Here is a 17,958-nt window from a genome sequence, read left to right on the forward strand (position 1 = left end):
TAGCTAACCTTACTGGAGCTGATCTCACTAAAGCCAACCTTACTGGAGCTAACCTCAGAGTAGCTAAGCTTGCTAAAGCATTACTGATCAGAGCGAACCTAAGTAACACCGACCTGAATATTGCTGATCTCAGGAATGCTGACCTTAGATTATCTGACCTCAGTGGTGCGAACCTCAGTGGTGCGAACCTCAGTGGTGCAAACCTCAGTGGTACAAACCTTGAAGGCATCTTGTGGGATCGACAGACGAATTGGACAAATGCCAGAGGTTTGGACAAAGCCGAGAATGTGCCTGATGCGTTGCGACAACAGCTTGGTCTGGGATAGGGAATAGGGAAAGAGAGGGGGCGTTGGAAGTATGGGGCGATATAGGGTAATTATGTGGAGATAATCTTACAAGCCTAGAATAAATTTCAGTGCGATCGCTTCCAGTTTCACTCCCGTCAAAATCATATCCAGTCCGAGAGCCACCTGCATCACCCCAAACACAAAACCAAGCACTCTTAAAGTCACGGGTTTGATGATAGTCAAAAGGGGATGGGCGACCAACATTACTCCTAAGTTGAGTACCATTACCACAAATAATAGCAAAAACATAGAACCGGGAGCAATTGCCATCCGTCCAAACATGGCGCTCATAGTCACCACAACAGCAATGCCATAGGGAGTTAAAATATAGGGAAAAACTAAGGGATTAATCGTTAAATTCAGAGAAGGATTTACCGGGGTAGCATCCTGAGTTGTGGGGGTATTATACTGGGATAATACTGTTCGCAGAGCCACTAAAAAAAGGATAATACCTGTTGCGATTAGCATTGCTGAAAGGTCAATTTGCCAGGATTTCAGAACATTTTGGCAAAGTAGTGCTACTGCAAAAATAACTAACGTAGATATGCCAAACCCCCGTAAAGCAAGCTGGCGACGCAAGGCCGGATCAGCATTGGCTGTGAGCTTCACAAAGGGTACAATTAGCTTGAGTGGACCTACAGTAAGTAAAAAGATAATCAGGATATTTAATACCCCAAATCCCTCAAAAAGTTGCTCAAACAACACTTGAGTTTTAGCATCAATCTCAGCCTTGACCGGTATAGCAGCTTGAACCCTCGATGATTCCAGAGCCTGGGCTGAGATTATGGTGTTGCTTAATAATGGAATGATTTTAAGAGTGAGGTGGAATGGGCATCTTGCTTGGAATGGGCATCTTGGTAGAACTGGCATCTTGCCAGTGTCATGCTTATTTCCGGCGGGAATGATATTAATAGCTTTGTGGAATGGGCATATTGGTGGAACTGGCATCTTGCCAGTGTCATGCTTATTTCCGGCGGGAATGATTTTAAGAGTGAGGTGGAATGGCCATCTTACTTGGAATGGGCATCTTGGTAGAACTGGCATCTTGCCAGTGTCATGCTTATTTTCGGCGGGAATGATTTTACCAGTTTCATGCTTATTTCCGACGGCAATGATTTGAAGAGTGAGGTGGAATGGCCATCTTACTTGGAATGGGCATCTTGGTAGAACTGGCATCTTGCCAGTGTCATGCTTATTTTCGGCGGGAATGATTTTACCAGTTTCATGCTTATTTCCGACGGCAATGATATTAAGAGTGAGGTGGAATGGGCATCTTGCTTGGAATGGGCATCTTGGTAGAACTGGCATCTTGCCAGTGTCATGCTTATTTCCGGCGGGCAGGATGCCCACTCTACTCCTATTCATGGGAAGATTCAGCAACGCTGTTTGTCCAGTAAAATCCGTTGCCAGTGAGGGAGATGGCGGTGTAGAGATGCTTGCTGTGGCACTGTTAAGTGCTAACATCGAGGCAAAATAAGCCGATGCGATCGCTAACCCTAGAATTCTCAACAACCTACCCATCTCTCCATCTCCTCACTCTTACAAGATTTTCTACCGCAACTTCATATTGCTAAACAGCTTTGCCACTGCTTCGGGAAGATTAGGTAGATTGGGTAAGTCGGGAGTCTCCGACATAGCCAGGCCCGTGAGGTTGTTATCCTTGATCAGCCTTGGAATTTCGTCGAGAGCAAAAACCATGCCCCAGTCCCGCTCTGCGTTCGCGAGACCCTTGCGATCGCCTCCCTTCAAGGAGTCAACGAACCCCTCAAAGGTTTCCTGACCTGACAGCTCGATGTAATGAGCCGGTGTATCGGTGGAGTTCCAGAAAGCATGGACCATGCCCCGTGGCTTTTGGACATAACTTCCCGCAGGAGCTGTCAACCTTAGTCCATCTGCACCGCCAATCTCGAACACAAGTTCACTCGATATCACGTAGACCAGTTGATCGCAAAACTTATGGCTGTGGGGTGACAGCAAGTGACCAGGATTGATCACACCCTGCATCACTGAGAAATCACCACCCATGTCTCTGGATCGAGCCATGATAATCATGTCCGTGGCTGTCCTTTCTCCTTCACCAGGTTTCTTGAGGAGATCCTGGGCATCAAATCGATCGTTTACATTATATTCACTCATTGTTCTACTCCTTTAATCTTGCTTTGCTGAAAAATTATTTGAGTAAATTTAAAGGTGCAACCCTGTCATGAAATGCCTTAAAAATGGCAAACCAATAATGCAGCTCATGGGGCACTATAATGGTGTTGAAGCTATCAGCTATTAACTGAATGCTTACTAGCTTTCTATAACCAAATTGCCATCTTTAGCAGAGGTGTGATAAGGACAATGGGCGCACCAAAACGGACATTTCACGACAGATTGCACAAACCCGAAATGCTAGCTAGCGTAGTGGCGAGTACCGTAGCTTATGCAGTGGCACGGGGAGTAGACATGGAACATATCACTGCCGCCACAGGACTAACCCGTACCGATCTGCTCGATCCTGATGCCCGCCTGTCTCAACATCTGGTACCAACGGTATGGCGCTTACTGACCAAGGCTTACCCAGGGGAAGCGATGCTCGATACGAGCCGCTACGCGAACGCACTCCACATGGCCAGCGCTACTCCCTTCTCATACTTTGGAACACTAGCCTATGGAGCTAGATATGCTGAAAATCTCAGAGAAGCGTTGCAGAACTTAGTGCGCTATCGGTCTGTGCTATCGGATCAACTGCACATTGCCCTGATTGAGTCCTGCTCAGAGGGGATTTTACAAATGCATCATCCCATGGATGCGGAGGATGGGGGTTGCGCTGCTGAAGTGGGACTAGCTTTGGGCTTGCGCTATATGCGAGAAATTCTAGGAGCAGATGATATCCTTGTGCGCGCGGACTTCACTCACCTGCCCTTCGGACCAATCCAGGTTTATGAAGAGTTCTTTGGTACCCCAGTCTGCTTTCAACAATCCCACAATGCCCTTGTGTTTCGTCAAGGGGCCCTAGACCTACCCACCAAACAGCCTGATCCGGATCTGTTTCGTTATATCCAAGGGCATCTAGACCTGGTGCGAGAAGGGTTAGCAGGTTCTAGTGATTCTCCGGAACTATCTAGAGTTCGTGATGCGATCGCTCACAATGCTGAACGTTCTGAATATGGTGCAGAAGCCCTAGCACGACAGATGAACATGAGTCTTCGTGCTTTGCAACGCTTGACCCAAGACCATGGTATCACTGTTCGGCAACTGTTAGACGAAACTCGTCAAGCAAACGCACAACAGTTCCTCAGTGACCCCAGACTCAGTATTGAAGCCATATCCTGTTTGCTAGGTTACTCAGAAGATCGTGCATTCCGCAGAGCCTTCAAGCGTTGGACCGGGAACACCCCTGCCGAGTTCCGGCGGAATGTTGGTTAAGTATTTTAGTATACCCAATTAAGCGGTTATCAATTTAAGTCTGAATTAACGTGTAACGTTTAACTTTCCGTTTTTATTCCCTGATCACCACCAACAACTTAACAACAATGGTAGAAACCATCCAAGCTAAAGACATCACCCTCAAGCAATTAAAAACCCTAGTCAATCTTCAGCTAGTTAACGATAACAAATTCTTTCACGAGTGGCAAGAAAACTTACCAGAAATCAGCGAATTACAACAGCAATTACTAGATGACGTTAAAGCTGGTTATTTTAATTTACTCTATTACCCACCCTTACTAGAAAAAACCGTTAATATCGCCATCCTATCCCCCCTGCTATTTATCGGAAAATTTTATCTAGAACCCTTTCACATCAAAGCCGAAAAAACCGTAGAGATTTCTGTTGACGACCACGGCATTATTGTCAAAGGAAGCATTGATACCCTAGTCTTACATAACGAATTTTGGATGACGATTATCGAATCCAAACAGGCTAGCTTCTCCATAGAAGCTGGACTACCACAAATTCTGGCCTACATGTTAGCTAATCCCCACCCAGATCAAGCAAGATATGGCATGATTACCACTGGTGGTACCTTCATTTTCATCAAACTAGTTAACAGTGAAAAGCCCAGATATACCACATCTGCTGAATTTTCACTGCGCAATCCCGGAAATGATTTGTATCAGGTGCTTCGGATTATTAAAAAACTGACTCAAATAGACATCTAGTTCTGAAGGGGTAACCAGTAGATTAAAATACTTAATAGCAATCCGTGTAGGAATTGTGATAATTTTTGATTCCATATTCCCAGGGAGTGCGCATTCACGCTTAGCTTTGAAAAAGCGCGGGGTCGCACCGCTCCCTACTCCCTACTCCCTACTCCCTACTCCCTGCTCCCTTTGCTATATGTGTTATGACTTACGACAGTACCCTTAAATATTTGGTGGAACAATATCCCCAAGCCTTTACCCGTTGGTTGTGGAACCAGGAACCACCAGAAGATATAGAAATTCTCAACACCGAATTAAGTACAGAACCAATTCGGGCAGATGCCTTGTTTTTGGTGCGGGTTGCTGATGCTATTTTGCATCTAGAATTTCAAACCCTACCCCAGTCTGAACCTCCTTTACCCCTGCGGATGCTGGATTATTGGGTGAGGTTGTATCGCCAGTATCGCTGTAAGATTAACCAAGTAATAATTTTTCTGAAACCAACCCGATTAGCGGGAGTATTTGTGAATCAATTTACCGAGCCGAACCTATCCTTCCACTACCGAGTGATTCGGATTTGGGAATGTGATCCACAACCGTTACTGACAACTCCAGGGTTACTACCCTTGGCAGTATTAGCACAAGCTGAAGTCCCAGAAACATTACTCTCCCAGGTAGCAGCCAAAATCGATATGATTGAAGATAGACAACAGCAGCGTAACCTGTCTGCTTGCGTCCAACTGTTGGCTGGGGTGAAATTTGATGAGCAGTTAATTCAAGCTTATTTTCGGGAGGATATGATGCAAGAGTCGGTGGTTTATCAACGGATTATTCGTCAAGGATTAGAACAAGGATTAAAACAAGGATTAGAACAAGGATTAGAACAAGGATTAGAACAAGGATTAAAACAAGGATTAAAACAAGGATTAGAACAAGGATTAGAGCAAGGATTAGAGCAAGGAAAGCACAATGAGCTTAATTTAATTATCCGTCTACTTAACCGTCGCCTAGGTCAGCTCAATCCCCAATTACAGCATCAAATTGAGCAATTATCCTTGTCCCAGTTGGAGGATTTAGGGGAAGCATTGTTAGATTTTGAAACCGAGGTGGATTTGACTAATTGGTTGAGCCAGTTCAGGGATAGATAATATCAAGTCTGGTTAAATACCCATAATTAACGGGAGTGTGGGGCGGGGGCGTGGGGAGATGGGGAGATGGGGAGATGGGGAGATGGGGAGATGGGGAGATGGGGAGATTTTTATTAAGCGATGCAGCGCGGTCTTGGGGGAACCCCCGCGTGAAGGCGCTGCATCGCTCTCCAGCCCCGTGGGAACCCCCGCGTGAAGGCGCTGCATCGCTACTCCCTACTCCCGAAAACCCCAAGGGCGTAAGTCCCTCACCCCATTGAAAACTGCTATCTATGGAGAATAGGGGATTCGAACCCCTGACCTCTGCGGTGCGATCGCAGCGCTCTACCAACTGAGCCAATTCCCCCTAGTAATTTGGTTTATTACTTTTGTTTATATGTTTATTCTAGCACCGGGACTAATATCCCTGTGCCCTTGTATGGTCTAGATTTCTGCTACTGGCTCAGGTGATACCCCAGAATAGACCTGCTGCACTCGTTCTAATTCCAGCTGATTCAAATAATCTACAGTCCAGTTAGCGTGACGCTGTAGCATATGAAGGGGATAAGTACTAGCCACTCCTACCACTGGCATGCCAGCTCGCTTTGCCGCCTCAATTCCAGCCAAAGAATCTTCTATCACTAGACATTCCCCAGGTTTCAAATTGAGGTTACCATAGGCTTGATTGAGCCGCTCTACCGCTAGCAGATAGCCATCGGGTTCCGGTTTACTAGTAGTAATATCATCACCAGCAACAATCAAACTAAAATACTTAGCTAAACCAGCGCGATTGAGCACAACTTCTGCTTCATTCCGCAGTGCTCCAGTTACCAGAGCCATCGGTATCTGAGCAGCCTTGATCTGAACCATTAAATCCTCCACACCAGGATAAATGGGCAAGGTTTCCATACTTTCTAGCTGACGTTGATAGGCAGCAGCTTTGCGGCTGATTAGCTGGTTTAAGTAATCCTCCGTAACCACCCGACCGCGACGCTTAAGTAACTCTCGCAGACAAGAGCGATCGCCTCTACCTGTACAAACCTGTCGAAACTCTTCGGAATCCGGACGCAAATTTTCCCCAATAATAATTTCCTCAATTAGCTTTTCGTGAATCGGCTCATCATTGATTATTACTCCGTTAAAATCAAACAGAACTGCTTTCAAACTCATAAGTACCTAGACATAAATTCTGTTACTCTTGTTGAGTAAATTAAAAAACATAACGTTACTCAACCCTATTTTGCTCCCCGTTACCGGTTGCCTATTCCCTTATTTTAACAGTAAACTTTACTAATCTTAACATTCAAAGTTAATTGTGTCCAAGTGCTTACTGTAAAATTGTTCTATACTGCTGGAACCGGCACCCCTTGTGACGCAATATCATCTGGAAAATTCCTCTGAGATTGAGATTCCCAAGGAGCTGATTTCCCTACTGGCAAAGGTTTTATACCCTGAGTTATTTGATGCAGCCACCACCATTGGGTAGTACGCACTGCTTCAAAACTAGCTGCCCCCATCCAAGCATCAACGCTACCATTAGCGTAAGCCTTGATATAGGGTTCTTCAAAAACTTCCGTTAGCCAATTCGCCTCCCGGATCGTAGTCTGATTCCCGTCTAGAATCAAAACTTGTCCTCCCCCTTGCAGCAGTCGGAAGGATTCATGCAAAATCGACTGAGTTACCTTAGGTGGAGTTTCGTGAAATAACAGTGATGCAGTAACTAGATCAAAAGACTGATCATCTAAACCCGTCTGTTCAGCCATACCATGACGCCACTGAATATCCAGATTAGCCTTGTTCGCTTTATAGTCAGCCATGACCAACATATATGGTGACAAGTCAAGACCAATGACCTCGGCATCAGGAAACCTCTGCTTTAACATCAAGGTTGTGGAACCGGTGCCGCAGCCCAAATCTAGAATTCGTCCTGGCTTCCCGACTATAGTATCAATCAACCATTGACGGACCCAAGTTTCATTAGGGGGCAACGCATATTGGGTAATTGGGTCGTAGCTTGTGGCTGCACTTCCATTCAAGTAGCCCCCTTCAATACCATGGAAATTCTGAGTGCTGTAATAGTCAGGATAGATTAAATCAGGGTTACGGAAGCGATGCTCGATACGAGCCGCTACGCGAACGCACTCAGCTTCCCAATCCATAGTTTGGTAAAACTGTAGCAGCTTTTCTTGATCAATCAAGCTAAAGATGATCGGGGATAAGAAACGGTCCCAAAGTGTATCTTGATTAACGGCCATAGTTATACCTGGAGATGTCAAACCAACTGCTAAAGCAGTATACCTTGAGGCTGATTAATCTAGCACCACACTCCTTACCGTTGCCGTTTAACATTCCGAGCAAAGCGCTGCCGACCCTCTTGCAGATTAGCAGGAGTACCATTAGGGTATGTTTTAGCAATCAGACTCTGGAGTTGTTCAATTCGATTACTAGGGTTAGGGATTAGTCTACGCACCGATTATCTCCCAAATTGATCCATAGCAAAATACTATAAGACTATTGTTCATCGAAGATATGATGAATTATTAGAGCCGTTATTATTTCTGTATTAGTCCTAAGAACTTACAGTTGTTTGGCCTAGAAACCATTAAGCTATGACCCACCATATTTTAGTTGTCGAAGATGAAACCAAACTAGCCCAGTTTATTGAACTGGAACTGAAGTACGAAGGTTATCAGGTTAGTGTTGCCTACGATGGCTTAGCTGGTTTGGGAGAAGCGCGGGAATCTAATCCAGATTTAGTAATACTCGACTGGATGCTACCGGGCATATCAGGACCAGAAATTTGCCGACGCCTGCGCAGTACTGGTAATCAGGTGCCGATTATCTTATTAACCGCTAAAGATGAAGTAAGCGATCGCGTTAGTGGTTTAGATGCTGGTGCTGATGACTACGTAGTCAAACCCTTCAGCGTAGAGGAATTATTAGCCAGAGTCCGAGCTAATCTGCGACGCAATCAAACCGAAGACCCCAACATCCTGCAATTTGCCGACCTAAGTTTAAACCATAGCACTCGTGAAGTCTATCGAGGTCAACGATTAATTGAACTGACTGTCAAAGAATTTGATCTACTCGAATATCTCCTTGCCCATCCCCGACAAGTCCTCACCCGAGAGCAAATCCTAGAAAGAGTTTGGGGTTATGACTTTATGGGTGACTCTAATATCATAGAAGTTTACATTCGCTACTTACGCCTGAAGCTAGAAGCCAATAACGAAAACCGTCTAGTCCAAACCGTGCGCGGTGTTGGCTACGTCTTGCGAGATTAGTCGAGAGTGCAAAGCGTCGAGAGTGCGTCAGTCCACCCCGTCCATCCCAACTCCCGATTCCCGATTCCCGATTCCCGATTCCCGACTCCCGACTCCGTTGTGTCAAACCAATGACTATAGCGGTTCTCATAGTAATAACGTAAACAGGATTGTTTCCCTGTTCCCTGTTCCCTGTTCCCTGTTCCCTGTTCCCTGTTCCCTGTTCCCTGTTTCCTATACCTAATACCCAAAACTCATATGGATGCGGGGATGCAGTTTTGCCCTGACTAACTTACCCCCTTGCAGATGTTCTTCCACAATGACCGGCACATCTTGTGGTTTGACTCGGCAATACCAAGTCTCCTCTGGAACAATCCGCACCGTTGGACCAGAACTACACTGTCCCTGGCAAGTTGTACCAATAACGCTAAACTCAGAAACCTCAGCTTGCTCGAAGGCAGCCAGGATTTCAGCTGAACCGACTGCTAAACAAGACTTATGTTGGCAGACTAAAACACAAGGCTTTTCAGTTATGGCACTGTCTTGAGTAAAATTTGTTTCCACCTTAAGTTCAGTTAATATTAAGAATTATTACTACTTTCATCATAACCATTGACTTTTATGCATAGTTTAATGTCATTATCCCGTAGGATGCCAAATAGCTGTTTTCAGTCCTGAGTCGGTGTTGAGAAAGCACAGTCTCCTGTTATGCACAAATGACCAATTAATAAAGACCAATAACTCATTGCTCAACCATCCAATTCAATCGGACAGCAGCTTAACATTAGAATGAAGAGCACACTTCGAACCCAATTGTCCCTGAATCCGTCATGAATCCAAAACTCTTAAACAATCGCTACCGTGTCCTTGAGACTCTAGGTTCGGGTGGGTTCGGTGACACCTTTCTCGCCGAAGATATCCATATGCCCTCAAGACGGCGGTGTGTGATTAAGCAACTTAAGGCATTGGCTCATAATCCCAAAGCTTACAAGCTCGTCCAAGAGCGATTCCAACGAGAAGCAGCTGTTTTAGAAGCCTTAGGGGAAGCACATGACCAGATTCCCCGACTTTATGCCTATTTTTCTGAAGCCGAAAAGTTTTACCTAGTTCAAGAGTGGATTCGAGGCAATACCTTTACAACACAGGTCAGACAGGGAAAAAAATTTACTGAGATTGAAGTTAGGGAACTCCTAATTAGTTTGTTAAAAGTTCTAGAGTATGTCCACTCTCGCCGTATCATTCATCGGGACATTAAACCAGATAACATCATTATCCGCCAACGAGATGGAGTACCAGTTCTGATTGATTTTGGTGCAGTCAAAGAAGCAATGAGTACCGTAGTCACCAACTCTGGCACCCCTCACCCAGCATCAATTATAATTGGCACTCCTGGCTATATGTCTTCGGAACAGTCAGCAGGACACCCAACCTATAGCAGTGATCTCTACAGCTTGGGGCTGACAGCAATTTTTTTGCTAACGGGTAAAATACCACAGCTCTTCCACACCGATGAGAGGACTGGTGAAATTTTATGGCGTGAAGAGGCCCCACCCCTTTATTCAAACCTAGGAATAGTGCTCGACAAAGCGATTCGATTCCATCCACGCGATCGCTTTCTTGGTGTCAGACAAATGCTTGATGCTCTGCAATCTGACCCTTCATCACCTACGGTAGCCACAGTTCCAATTTCTTCCGGTGCCCCATCAACAGGCAACAACGGGACGGTCGCCACAGTCCCGATTTCCCCGGGTGACTCACCACCAGCCAACAACGGTTCAGTCTCCACTATTAAAGGCCCAAGTCCCGTCACAGTAAAACAAAACGATAGTTACAAAGCAGTTTTAAAGGGAGGTTTAATCGGAGGGGGTATATTACTGATTGTGGTGGCATTTGCTTCGGGATTCAACAAATTCTTGAATCCCTCTACGACCGTCCCATCCTATGAGCAATCTACATCAACATCATCCACGTCAAGTTCTCAAGAACAGCAAGATAAAAACCTATCATCACAAGACTCATCACAAGACACTATTTCATCTTCATCACAGTCCCAAACCAAGGACAAATCAGAACCAGAAACTGAACCAGAAAGTAGTTCATACCCATCACAGTCCCAGACCAAGGATCGATCATACCCATCACAACCAGAGACTACCGTAACTGATCCGCTCACACCATCATATCCATCACAACCAGAAACTAAGGTAACTGATCCGCTCACACCATCAAAGCCATCACAACCAGAAACTAAGGTAACTGATCCGCTCACACCATCAAAGCCATCACAACCAGCAACTAAGGTAACTGATCCGCTCACACCATCAAAGCCATCACAACCAGCAACTAAGGTAACTGATCCGCTCACACCATCAAAGCCATCACAACCAGAAACTAAGGTAACTGATCCGGTAACTACTCCCTCGAGATCAAAACCAGAGACTAGCGTAACTGATCCGGTCACACCAACATCCCCATCGAAACCAGACACTAAGGTAAAACCAGTTCCAGTAACGACACCGAAACCTATCACCGAACCTTCACCCATCGTAGAAAACAAGACCAATAACCCAAATCTTGCTCAGCTCAACGCTATTCCCAAATTTCCCCCAGGAACTCAGCGAAAAGCAGTGGAATATGCTTTAGGCAAGCCCACAAAACAATCAAACGGCATGTGGAGGACTCGCGCTTTCCTTTATAAAAACGTTGTCCCCAATCATGTAGACCTAGGATATTTGTTTGATCGAAGTTCTGGGCGTCTGCGCCAAACGGAAGTTACTTTTTCGCAATCCGTTGACTTAGAAATCATGTCACAGACCTTAAACAAGCTGCTCAGTAACAACATCTCCACTGACATTAAACAGGGACTGAAAGATGTATATCAGGGCGAGTCTAAGACCTATAAATTTTCCAGTGGTAACAATAACAGCTTGGAGGGTCTGATTCAACGAGACGGTAGCGATCGCATTTACATTGGTGTTTGGGAAGCCGATTTAAAGTAAAAAGTAATCTTAATTCCCTGAGCAAGACTGTAGTGCTAAAGGCTCCCCGGCTGATAGCTGATAGCTAAGGGTTGTTCGCTTAGCGTGCGCGTAGCGTATATGCTTACCTTTTGTCTATTTCCTTTATCATGAGAAAGATACTAATATTCGGCAACTCTGGAGCAGGAAAAACTACCTTAGCATTAAAATTACAGGTTGAGTTAAGCTTACCCATATTAGATCTAGATACTATTACTTGGATACCCGATCTACCAGGAGTAAGAAGAGAAGATGCTGAAAGCGAGAGATGTAAGTATTCAGGTGGTGGGGTTGACAAAAGGGGAAAGATGAGTAGTATTTTATAACCATGGAAATTAAACCACCAGCCATCCCCAACAGCTTTGAAGCTCTGGAACTCCTGCCCCAATCGGTTCTGGTGGAGCTGGTGCTGCAACAACCAACTTGTGATTGAACAACTCATCGTTGAGGTGGAACGCCTTAAAAGTCTGCGGTCGAAAGACAGGCAGACCTCATCAAAGCCCCCATCAAGTGACCTGATTAAAAGGTCACAGAAACCAACTAAGAAGGAATCGGACTCCTGCAAACGCAAACGCGGAGGACAACCAGGACACAAAGGGAAAACCCGAATCTGAGTTTGAGATCTAGTTTGACTCAAGACAGAGGCTTTTTCTACGGGAGTGGAAAAGTTGGGCACAACTGTGATGATTACTGGTGTCTGGGGAGAGTAAATAGGCTGGTTGACTGACAAAACATTTCAGATTGACTGCTCAATAAGGGTTTCAGCACTTTCCGAACGAAACCTGCGAAGCTCTTTAGTGGCAAGGCTGGAAGGCAAATGATCCAGCTGAAAATCTGAAGCCCAACACGATCAATGCATAAGTGCATTTCCTGTAAGCTCTAGAATCCTTGTCTATACAGAGTTTCAGGGTTTTGCTCGTAAATTTTTGTCAGTCAACCAGGTAAATAGGTCTGAGCGACCTTGCATAAAGCCATAGTCCCAACCTGAATAAAAATAATCAGAATGATAGTATTTGAGGAATTATCATTTTTATCTTCCCCAAGCTTTCAAATATGTTCCATTAATCCTGTTCCATCAATCAAGGCAGTCTGTGTGACAGTTGAGAGAAAGAATATGGGCTTAACTAAGTGCCATTCGTCTCTGATTCCTAGGTTTGACTAATTGAGATGGCTTTGTCAACCCCTACACCTGAATGCTTACCATTTTTAGACCCTGATCAGAAACTTATTTCTGCGCAACTCCTTTGCTCGGACGATATTGCTGGTGGTATACTGGGAAAGCTGTGTTGGTTTTAAGCTGATGTGCATTTAAATTGGATATTCCCCGTTCCCTGTTCCCTTTGAAGAATTTAGGTATCCCAATCTAAATGCTGAACAGCTTATCCTTGCAGAAAGCTTTGTGAACGTCCTCTTTCATCAAAAAATTAGTTCTTCAATGCAAAAGACAATACTAGTCCCCATTCAAGGTTCTTTAGGTTTTGCTCTCCGAGGAATTCGCGCACAAAAAGATTATATAAATTATCTGATTCAATCTGAGCCAATAGATTTAGCAACTCTTATATTAGCACATCCAAAATTCAAGGATATAACAGAAGAGACTTTTTCTAACATCGGGGCAAAAACTAGTTTTATATCTTGCGAAAATAGTTATTTAGATGATGATTTTTTATGGGCAATAGCTCAGGAAAATAGTATTTCGGAAAATGATATTATTACTGAACAGAAAGCCATGTGTTTTTTACAGGAAATATACCAAGAAAAATATGCTATAGTTTTTGATAACTTATATCAACCTCATCCATTACCTAATAAACCAAGTATTTTTGCTAGTAAAAAAAGTGTTATAGAAGCTAAAAATAAATTAATTGATTCTGCTACACAAGCAAAAAAAATGACCGATCGTCACAATGCTAATATAATTTTCATCCCATTTTCTGGCTTGAAGGCGTTTGGTACAGATTATGGAGAAACAGAGGATGAGAAGCAAAGAATTAAAGAATTTATGTCTTTCCCTTTTGAAGATAGTATTCCGGCTATAGGACAGATTCAAAAAAAATTGGATAAACGTAATATCATAGCTATTCCAGTAATGATACAGTATGGTTCACTTGATGAAATTCATAGAACAGTTTTAGCTCTGAGCAAACAATATCATTTATTTCCTCTTCCTACTTCATTAAATATTGATTGGAACAATAATTTAGATCAGCAAGTTGGCTTTTTCCATGCACTAAATCAATGGTCAAAAGAAACAGGATTACCTAATATTGCACTTGTACATGGTAGTGCTTGTCTTCATCTTATTGAAGAATGTATTAACCCTGAAGGAATGATTACTTTTTTTGCAACTCACACAGAAACACTTAAAGTTGAAGATGATGGGAGAATTTATAATTTAGCAATTGCAGAAGCTAGTGGTGGCTTCCTGCGTGCTGTTCAACCGCCAATGCCACATTCTCATAACTATAGACTAGTAGCTAATAAAATTGTTGAACAGGTCTGTGAAATTTTCCACTTAGATGCTTAGGGCGTGTCTGCAAGCCCAATAATTAAGAATATTTATTATCAAGTATTTGAGACACATTCTTATGATGAGGAGAGTAAAAATTCAAGTGTTCGAGAGCTTTTTGAAAAGTGTTTTTGGCTTTTTCTTTTTCTCCTTGATTTTCATATAAAAAGCCAATTTCCATGTATGTAAGTCCTTCACCATTTTTATCAGAAGCACCACCTCCAGTAGCAGATACTTGCTTCTTGACTTTTAAACTTTCATTATAATATTCTAGTGCCTTGTTGTAATTTCCCATTAAACGGTGAACTTTACCTAGCTCATTGAGTGAAACACCTTGTCCTTGACGATTATTCTGTTCTCGCCCTATTTCCAAACTTTTTTCAAATAGCCTTTTTGCTTCTTCTAAAAAATTTAATTGATTTTGAATGTTATAAAGCTCGATGTAAACCTTGCCCAAATTATTTGTTGTTTTACTAATTAAAAATTGATTGTTAAGTTTATTATTGAGATTGAGGCTCTTTAGTAAAATTTCTTTAGCAATCTCTAATCTTCCTTGTCTAGTGTAAATCTGACCCAAACCGTCAAGTGCTTCTGCTAGTTCTTCGTCTACATCAGTATTCTGATTTTTCTCTAGATTTATCAATAGTTTCAATGAATCCTCAAAGGCTTCAGCAGACTTGTCCCAATTTCCTAATGAACGATTCAGATACCCTAAAGTATATAAAGCTTTAGCTTCACCATATTCATCGTTTAATTCTTGAAAAATACGCCTGCTTTCCTCACATTTATCTATCCCATTCTTGGCATTTCCTAGTAAACGTTGTACTTCAGCAAACTGTTCAAGTAAATGAGCTTCTATTAAACGCTTTCCTGCTTGTTGAGCAGCAGAAAGTGCATCTTTTTGTATTTTTTCTAAATCTTCCCAATAAGTCCGCAGTCTCAGAAATCTTACCAGACTTTCACTAATCTCGATCACTCGTTCCCATTGCTGTTCTTCTTGAGCATAACTAATAGCCAATTTAATATTATTTAACTCAGTTTGGAAGAAGTGTAGAGCTTTACTTTCTAAATCTTGCTGGCTTTCAGCACAAGGTTCGGCCAAATTTTTATAAAACTTAGGATCAAGATGGCTATTATTTTCATTAGAAAGTTCATTATATGTCTTAATAATTGTTGGTCTAGCAAATTCATAATAGTCTCTAAATAACTTCTTAAGTGTTTCCTGAATTTCCTCTAACTCTTCAGGGGTAAATGTTTCTTCAAGTTCACGGTCAATTGATTCTTTTTCCTCCTCAGTCAATAGATCAGTCCACAGCTTTCCTGCTAGCTCGAAATTCTCCTCATTTTGCAGGTCTTGTAATAGATCTGTTTCAGAATTTTCTATCATCGATTCATCCTCCCAGCGTAGGCTAAAATTCTACTAAAAAATTGACTAGTTAAAATATGTAAAAAATAGCGGTGGTTTCCATACTCTTCCCTTTCTAACAGACAATAACGCCAATTATTATTGATAGCCTCTTTCAATTTTTCCTCTGGTAATCTTTCTTTAGTCATTTTACGAAGTACATTTTGTGTAGTTCCTTCTTGTTCTTTTAATGCAGCTAAAATTGCCATTAGCTCAAATTCAGAACTGGAAAGCATTTGAAAAGATCGGAAAAATATCTGCCCCCAAAATTTTTTAAATATGCTGATATTCTTAGTGTCTGCGTCATCCTCCGTTAAACGTACATTGCCTAAGCTTTTTGTAATTTCTAATGGACTTTTGAGTTTGAGCTGACCTGTTATTAACTTCAAAGCTAGAGGCAAATAACCCGTTATATTATTACCAGCAAGTTGGAGTAGTGATTCGCAATCGTTAGGATTAAAATTAGATATTTTTCTTTCTTCAGCAGTTTGCTCCATTAACTTAAGTGATGCTTCTTCTCTCAAACCTTGTAGATAATAATCAAAAATATCAACCTCTAAAGTTTCAAAATGATGCCGACTTGTTAGCAGAACTTTACTGTTACCCAGAATTGGCGAAAGCCTTGCACAAATCTCATTTTGAGAATCTCCTGAAGTCTCCATATTATCTAAAACCAGAAGAACTGGTGTATGAGATAGTCGCTCACGTGTTTTTCTTTCTAACTCCTCACCTTGAAGACTAAGAAACTCTGGTTTTCCTAACTGCTTGGCAATGTCATCAAGGACTGTCTCGAAAGTCATAGGGGTAGATCTATGTTTAGTTGAGGCTGTTTGCCATACAACGTTTTGAAAACCTATTTCTCGAAAGGATCTTGCGACTTCAATAGCAATAGAAGTTTTGCCATTCCCTCCAAGACCAGTAATTCCAACTATGCGTTTGCTTTGGGAATCACTCAGAGCATTTTTAATCTCCTCGATTTCTTTCTCACGACCTAAAAGTTCAAGATAGCTGGGAGAAGGAATCTTCGCTAATTCCTCAAAAAAAAACCTTCTTCTTCTTTGAAAGCAATTGAATTAGGGAAAGCTTTTGGGGTTAAATTTTGAGGGGGTAAATACTCATCAATGAATTCTTTAACCCCAATATATACAATACTATTTTCATTTTTAGGTTTAGCAACGCTAAAATGATCGGCTCCATTTGCAGCAGTGGGTCTAGTTCCTTGAATATTTGGATCGCTACTGAAACGATCTACGACTAAGCGTTTTCCTATTGCGGGAATTGCCGTATCTTCCGTTTCATAAAATGCCTTTGTTTCAATTGATAAAGCTTTAGCATTACCGCTATACCATTTCCCCATTTTATATAACTGAGTGTTAGTATTATCTGAGCGAAGCTCATTAAGAATGACATTTTCTTCAAGAAGATGGAAAGCTTTTACAGTCTGAGCCAATAGTTCCGTGAAATTCGCAAAATCTGAACCCTGATGAGGAGTTCCTAAAAAAACAACTCCTTTAGTCTGCCCAATAATCTCACGCATTTTATCGTTACTGTTAAGATCATCGTAAGCAGAATAAAGTGTCTCTTTAACAATCAAGCCTCCTAAGCTATGAGTTACAAAAATTCGAGGTCGTGTAAGAATATCTTTCTGCTGCAAAAGTTCGATGAGTTCGCTAGCTTGATCTAGGATGGGAGAAGCTTTACCTGTTGGTATTTGCTTTCCTATTTTGGGGACTTTTGAGAAAGGAGTGCCTTCCTTAAAAGGCATTGTTTCATAACCGTAAGACCAAATACCAATATCTGATCTATATTCTCCAAGCCAATTTAGCCAAAAATTAAGATTAGGTAACTTTTCCTGCCAAAATTTATCTGTATCCACTTCATTTTCTATCTGTTGTGGGTTAGGATACCAAGCTTTTATCGGATGATCTCCTAGTCCATGTACAAAAATCACATCACCACTACGATTAGAATTGTCACAACCTTTGACAGGTAGCAATCCCATTTTTTTTTCTGACATATAACTTTTTCCCATAAATCTGGGGGGGCGACATGAGAGCTAAAAAGTAGACTGTATAAGCTTCATAGCTCTCATACCTCGTAAATAATTATCGAGCTTATGACGACTTAAACGCATTAACTTATCAACTAATTCCCAACATTGCG

At 42.4% G+C, this 17,958-nt stretch carries 19 protein-coding genes, 1 tRNA gene and 2 pseudogenes; 11 read left to right on the forward strand and 11 right to left on the reverse strand.

Annotated features, from left to right (window positions below; translation table 11 throughout):
* On the forward strand, nt 1–326 hold a 326-nt coding region (locus F6K52_RS15990), incomplete at its 5' end, for a pentapeptide repeat-containing protein (RefSeq protein WP_293079260.1).
* A 66-nt stretch (nt 327–392) separates the two neighbouring features.
* On the opposite strand, the gene F6K52_RS15995 is transcribed toward F6K52_RS15990, so the two are convergent.
* Both F6K52_RS15995 and F6K52_RS16000 read right to left on the reverse strand, forming a co-directional pair.
* Complete coding sequence (locus F6K52_RS15995) at nt 393–1,868, reverse strand: MarC family protein (RefSeq protein ID WP_293079262.1); 1,476 nt, start codon at nt 1,866–1,868, stop codon at nt 393–395.
* 30 nt (nt 1,869–1,898) lie between these two features.
* Nucleotides 1,899–2,390, reverse strand: a complete 492-nt coding sequence (locus F6K52_RS16000) for a cupin domain-containing protein (protein WP_293079264.1) — start codon at nt 2,388–2,390, stop codon at nt 1,899–1,901.
* 300 nt (nt 2,391–2,690) lie between these two features.
* Here F6K52_RS16000 and F6K52_RS16005 point away from each other — a divergent pair, with 300 nt between their 5' ends.
* From F6K52_RS16005 to F6K52_RS16020, 4 genes are all read left to right on the forward strand, one after another.
* Nucleotides 2,691–3,758 carry an AraC family transcriptional regulator gene (locus tag F6K52_RS16005; RefSeq protein ID WP_293079266.1) on the forward strand — a complete coding sequence of 356 codons (1,068 nt, stop codon included), beginning with the start codon at nt 2,691–2,693 and terminating at the stop codon, nt 3,756–3,758.
* A gap of 107 nt (nt 3,759–3,865) precedes the next feature.
* Nucleotides 3,866–4,492 carry a restriction endonuclease subunit R gene (locus F6K52_RS16010; protein WP_293079268.1) on the forward strand — a complete coding sequence of 209 codons (627 nt, stop codon included), beginning with the start codon at nt 3,866–3,868 and terminating at the stop codon, nt 4,490–4,492.
* Between the two features lie 185 nt (nt 4,493–4,677).
* Nucleotides 4,678–5,622, forward strand: coding sequence for an Rpn family recombination-promoting nuclease/putative transposase (locus F6K52_RS16015; RefSeq protein WP_293079270.1), 945 nt, complete (start codon nt 4,678–4,680; stop codon nt 5,620–5,622).
* Nucleotides 5,623–5,672: 50 nt separating this feature from the next.
* The gene (locus tag F6K52_RS16020; RefSeq protein ID WP_293079272.1) at nt 5,673–5,882 is read left to right on the forward strand and encodes a hypothetical protein; all 210 of its coding nucleotides are present in this window, start codon (nt 5,673–5,675) and stop codon (nt 5,880–5,882) included.
* Between the two features lie 13 nt (nt 5,883–5,895).
* Here the strand turns inward: F6K52_RS16020 and F6K52_RS16025 are convergent.
* From F6K52_RS16025 to F6K52_RS16040, 4 genes are all read right to left on the reverse strand, one after another.
* Nucleotides 5,896–5,968: transfer RNA gene (locus tag F6K52_RS16025), tRNA-Ala, on the reverse strand.
* A gap of 77 nt (nt 5,969–6,045) precedes the next feature.
* The gene (locus F6K52_RS16030; protein ID WP_293079274.1) at nt 6,046–6,771 is read right to left on the reverse strand and encodes an HAD family phosphatase; all 726 of its coding nucleotides are present in this window, start codon (nt 6,769–6,771) and stop codon (nt 6,046–6,048) included.
* 173 nt (nt 6,772–6,944) lie between these two features.
* Complete coding sequence (locus tag F6K52_RS16035) at nt 6,945–7,856, reverse strand: class I SAM-dependent methyltransferase (protein ID WP_293079276.1); 912 nt, start codon at nt 7,854–7,856, stop codon at nt 6,945–6,947.
* A 74-nt stretch (nt 7,857–7,930) separates the two neighbouring features.
* Nucleotides 7,931–8,071, reverse strand: coding sequence for a hypothetical protein (locus F6K52_RS16040; RefSeq protein ID WP_293079279.1), 141 nt, complete (start codon nt 8,069–8,071; stop codon nt 7,931–7,933).
* A 139-nt stretch (nt 8,072–8,210) separates the two neighbouring features.
* Here F6K52_RS16040 and F6K52_RS16045 point away from each other — a divergent pair, with 139 nt between their 5' ends.
* Both F6K52_RS16045 and F6K52_RS16050 read left to right on the forward strand, forming a co-directional pair.
* A complete protein-coding gene (locus F6K52_RS16045) occupies nt 8,211–8,885 on the forward strand; it encodes a response regulator transcription factor (RefSeq protein WP_293079281.1) in 675 nt (224 codons plus the stop codon).
* 22 nt (nt 8,886–8,907) lie between these two features.
* A complete protein-coding gene (locus tag F6K52_RS16050; RefSeq protein WP_293079283.1) occupies nt 8,908–9,108 on the forward strand; it encodes a hypothetical protein in 201 nt (66 codons plus the stop codon).
* Here the strand turns inward: F6K52_RS16050 and F6K52_RS16055 are convergent.
* Nucleotides 9,105–9,428 (reverse strand): (2Fe-2S) ferredoxin domain-containing protein, encoded by a 324-nt coding sequence (locus tag F6K52_RS16055; RefSeq protein WP_293079285.1) that lies wholly within the window; start codon nt 9,426–9,428, stop codon nt 9,105–9,107. The two genes, F6K52_RS16050 and F6K52_RS16055, sit on opposite strands and share 4 nt — an antisense overlap.
* 266 nt (nt 9,429–9,694) lie before the next feature.
* Here F6K52_RS16055 and F6K52_RS16060 point away from each other — a divergent pair, with 266 nt between their 5' ends.
* The 4 genes and pseudogenes from F6K52_RS16060 (at nt 9,695) to F6K52_RS16075 (ending at nt 14,408) form a co-directional block, all read left to right on the forward strand.
* On the forward strand, nt 9,695–11,863 hold the full coding sequence (locus F6K52_RS16060) for a protein kinase (RefSeq protein WP_293079287.1): 2,169 nt from the start codon (nt 9,695–9,697) through the stop codon (nt 11,861–11,863).
* A 128-nt stretch (nt 11,864–11,991) separates the two neighbouring features.
* Complete coding sequence (locus tag F6K52_RS16065) at nt 11,992–12,207, forward strand: hypothetical protein (protein WP_293079289.1); 216 nt, start codon at nt 11,992–11,994, stop codon at nt 12,205–12,207.
* A 2-nt stretch (nt 12,208–12,209) separates the two neighbouring features.
* A pseudogene (locus F6K52_RS16070) lies at nt 12,210–12,489 on the forward strand (DUF6444 domain-containing protein); the annotation flags it as partial.
* An 827-nt stretch (nt 12,490–13,316) separates the two neighbouring features.
* Nucleotides 13,317–14,408, forward strand: coding sequence for a hypothetical protein (locus F6K52_RS16075; protein WP_293029571.1), 1,092 nt, complete (start codon nt 13,317–13,319; stop codon nt 14,406–14,408).
* Between the two features lie 22 nt (nt 14,409–14,430).
* Here F6K52_RS16075 and F6K52_RS16080 read toward each other — a convergent pair whose 3' ends face one another.
* The 4 genes and pseudogenes from F6K52_RS16080 to F6K52_RS16095 all read right to left on the reverse strand — a co-directional run.
* A complete protein-coding gene (locus F6K52_RS16080) occupies nt 14,431–15,777 on the reverse strand; it encodes a tetratricopeptide repeat protein (RefSeq protein WP_293079291.1) in 1,347 nt (448 codons plus the stop codon).
* On the reverse strand, nt 15,774–16,817 hold the full coding sequence (locus F6K52_RS16085; RefSeq protein WP_293018739.1) for an NB-ARC domain-containing protein: 1,044 nt from the start codon (nt 16,815–16,817) through the stop codon (nt 15,774–15,776). Before F6K52_RS16085 ends, F6K52_RS16080 begins: the two co-directional genes overlap by 4 nt.
* 5 nt (nt 16,818–16,822) lie before the next feature.
* Complete coding sequence (locus tag F6K52_RS16090) at nt 16,823–17,812, reverse strand: hypothetical protein (protein WP_293018648.1); 990 nt, start codon at nt 17,810–17,812, stop codon at nt 16,823–16,825.
* 19 nt (nt 17,813–17,831) lie between these two features.
* Nucleotides 17,832–17,958 (reverse strand): annotated as a pseudogene (locus F6K52_RS16095) (IS4 family transposase); the annotation flags it as partial.

It is taken from the genome of Moorena sp. SIO3H5 (assembly GCF_010692395.1).
GTDB lineage: Bacteria > Cyanobacteriota > Cyanobacteriia > Cyanobacteriales > Coleofasciculaceae > Moorena.

What these genes read in the sequence shown, in the direction of transcription:
- F6K52_RS15995 (WP_293079262.1), bottom strand. Translation starts at nt 1,868, where the DNA reads ATGGGTAGGTTGTTGAGAATTCTAGGGTTAGCGATCGCATCGGCTTAT.
- F6K52_RS16000 (WP_293079264.1), bottom strand. Translation starts at nt 2,390, where the DNA reads ATGGCTCGATCCAGAGACATGGGTGGTGATTTCTCAGTGATGCAGGGT.
- F6K52_RS16005 (WP_293079266.1), top strand. Translation starts at nt 2,691, where the DNA reads ATGGGCGCACCAAAACGGACATTTCACGACAGATTGCACAAACCCGAA.
- F6K52_RS16010 (WP_293079268.1), top strand. Translation starts at nt 3,866, where the DNA reads ATGGTAGAAACCATCCAAGCTAAAGACATCACCCTCAAGCAATTAAAA.
- F6K52_RS16015 (WP_293079270.1), top strand. Translation starts at nt 4,678, where the DNA reads ATGACTTACGACAGTACCCTTAAATATTTGGTGGAACAATATCCCCAA.
- F6K52_RS16030 (WP_293079274.1), bottom strand. Translation starts at nt 6,771, where the DNA reads ATGAGTTTGAAAGCAGTTCTGTTTGATTTTAACGGAGTAATAATCAAT.
- F6K52_RS16035 (WP_293079276.1), bottom strand. Translation starts at nt 7,856, where the DNA reads ATGGCCGTTAATCAAGATACACTTTGGGACCGTTTCTTATCCCCGATC.
- F6K52_RS16045 (WP_293079281.1), top strand. Translation starts at nt 8,211, where the DNA reads ATGACCCACCATATTTTAGTTGTCGAAGATGAAACCAAACTAGCCCAG.
- F6K52_RS16060 (WP_293079287.1), top strand. Translation starts at nt 9,695, where the DNA reads ATGAATCCAAAACTCTTAAACAATCGCTACCGTGTCCTTGAGACTCTA.
- F6K52_RS16065 (WP_293079289.1), top strand. Translation starts at nt 11,992, where the DNA reads ATGAGAAAGATACTAATATTCGGCAACTCTGGAGCAGGAAAAACTACC.
- F6K52_RS16075 (WP_293029571.1), top strand. Translation starts at nt 13,317, where the DNA reads ATGCAAAAGACAATACTAGTCCCCATTCAAGGTTCTTTAGGTTTTGCT.
- F6K52_RS16080 (WP_293079291.1), bottom strand. Translation starts at nt 15,777, where the DNA reads ATGATAGAAAATTCTGAAACAGATCTATTACAAGACCTGCAAAATGAG.
- F6K52_RS16090 (WP_293018648.1), bottom strand. Translation starts at nt 17,812, where the DNA reads ATGTCAGAAAAAAAAATGGGATTGCTACCTGTCAAAGGTTGTGACAAT.